At 63.8% G+C, this 1,497-nt stretch carries 3 protein-coding genes; all 3 read left to right on the top strand.

The window, feature by feature from the left end; genetic code table 11:
• Positions 1–504, top strand: a 504-nt coding sequence (locus ACSFA3_RS22970; protein WP_435507764.1) for a Bug family tripartite tricarboxylate transporter substrate binding protein, incomplete at its 5' end; no start/stop codon positions are given.
• A 46-nt stretch (positions 505–550) separates the two neighbouring features.
• A complete protein-coding gene (locus ACSFA3_RS22965) occupies positions 551–1,300 on the top strand; it encodes an electron transfer flavoprotein subunit beta/FixA family protein (protein ID WP_435507763.1) in 750 nt (249 codons plus the stop codon).
• A gap of 2 nt (positions 1,301–1,302) precedes the next feature.
• Positions 1,303–1,497, top strand: a 195-nt coding sequence (locus ACSFA3_RS22960; protein ID WP_475544577.1) for an adenine nucleotide alpha hydrolase family protein, incomplete at its 3' end; no start/stop codon positions are given.

The following is a 1,497-nucleotide window of genomic DNA, read 5'->3' as shown; positions in this document are numbered from 1 at the left end:
GGCGTGGGCGCGTATCCGCACCTGGCCGGCGCGCACATGAGCCTTGCGACGCAGTCCGACATGAACCACGTCGCTTACAAGGGCGAGGCGCCGATGATGCAGGACCTGATCGGCGGCCAGATCCAGATGGCGTATGCGAGCGCGCTGGTGGCCAAGCCGCACATCGACTCCGGGAAGATCCGCGCCATCGGCGTGAGCGGCGAACGCCGCATGAGCACGCTGCCCAACGTACCCACGCTGGCCGAGCAAGGCCTGAAGGACGAGGCCTATCGCGTGACCGGCTGGCTCGCCATCGCAGCCCCTGCAAAGACACCGAAGCCCATCGTGGACCGCATCGCCGAAGAAGTGCGCAAGGCCACACAGCAGCCCGACGTGCGCGAGCGCGTGGCGGCCATGGGCTTCGAGATCAAGGACAGCTCGCCTGAACTCTTCGCCACCGCCTGGAAGGCCGAGCGCCCGGTGTGGGAGCGCCTCATCAAGCAGTCGGGCGCCAAGCTCGAGTAAGCCATTCACTCACTCATTCATTTCTTCGTCATTCAAAGGAACAGCCATGAAGGTTCTCGTACCTGTCAAACGGGTCGTCGACTACAACGTGAAGGTGCGCGTGAAGAGCGACGGCACCGGAGTGGACATTGCCAACGTCAAGATGAGCATGAACCCCTTCGACGAGATCGCCGTTGAAGAAGCCGTTCGCCTGAAGGAAAAGGGCGTTGTGACCGAAGTCATCGCCGTCTCCTGCGGCGATGCCAAGTGCCAGGAAACCCTGCGCACCGCCATGGCCATCGGCGCCGATCGCGGCATCCTCGTAGAAACCACCGAAGAACTGCAGCCCCTGGCCGTCGCCAAGCTGCTCAAGGCGCTGGTCGACAAGGAGCAGCCGTCGCTCATCATCCTGGGCAAGCAAGCCATCGACGACGACGCCAACCAGACCGGCCAGATGCTGGCTGCGCTGGCCGATCTTCCCCAAGCCACCTTCGCCTCCAAGGTCGAAGTCGCTGGCGACAAAGCCACCGTCACCCGCGAAGTCGACGGCGGCCTGGAAACCATCTCCCTGAGCCTGCCGGCCGTCATCACGACCGACCTGCGCCTGAACGAGCCGCGCTACGTCACGCTGCCCAACATCATGAAGGCCAAGAAGAAGACGCTCGACATCTTCAAGCCCGAAGACCTGGGCGTGGACGTCAAGCCCCGCCTGAAGACCCTGAAGGTAGCTGAGCCCCCGAAGCGCGGTGCCGGCATCAAGGTGCCCGACGTTGCAACGCTGGTGGACAAACTGAAGAACGAAGCGAAGGTGATCTGAACATGACCGCACTTGTTATTGCCGAACACGACCACGCGACCGTCAAGCCCGCGACCCTGAACACCGTGACCGCAGCCATCGCCTGCGGTGGTGATGTCCACATCCTCGTGGCCGGTGCCAATGCCGCCGAAGCCGGCAAGGCCGCCGCCCAGATCGTGGGCGTTGCCAAGGTCATCGTGGCCGATAGCCCCAGCCTG

The sequence above is a fragment of the Variovorax glucosi genome (assembly GCF_051216695.1).
GTDB lineage: Bacteria > Pseudomonadota > Gammaproteobacteria > Burkholderiales > Burkholderiaceae_C > Variovorax.
This window is presented reverse-complemented; position numbering and strand designations above follow the sequence as displayed.

Excerpts from the sequence above, each read along its gene's own strand:
- ACSFA3_RS22965 (WP_435507763.1), top strand. The coding sequence starts at position 551 with ATGAAGGTTCTCGTACCTGTCAAACGGGTCGTCGACTACAACGTGAAG.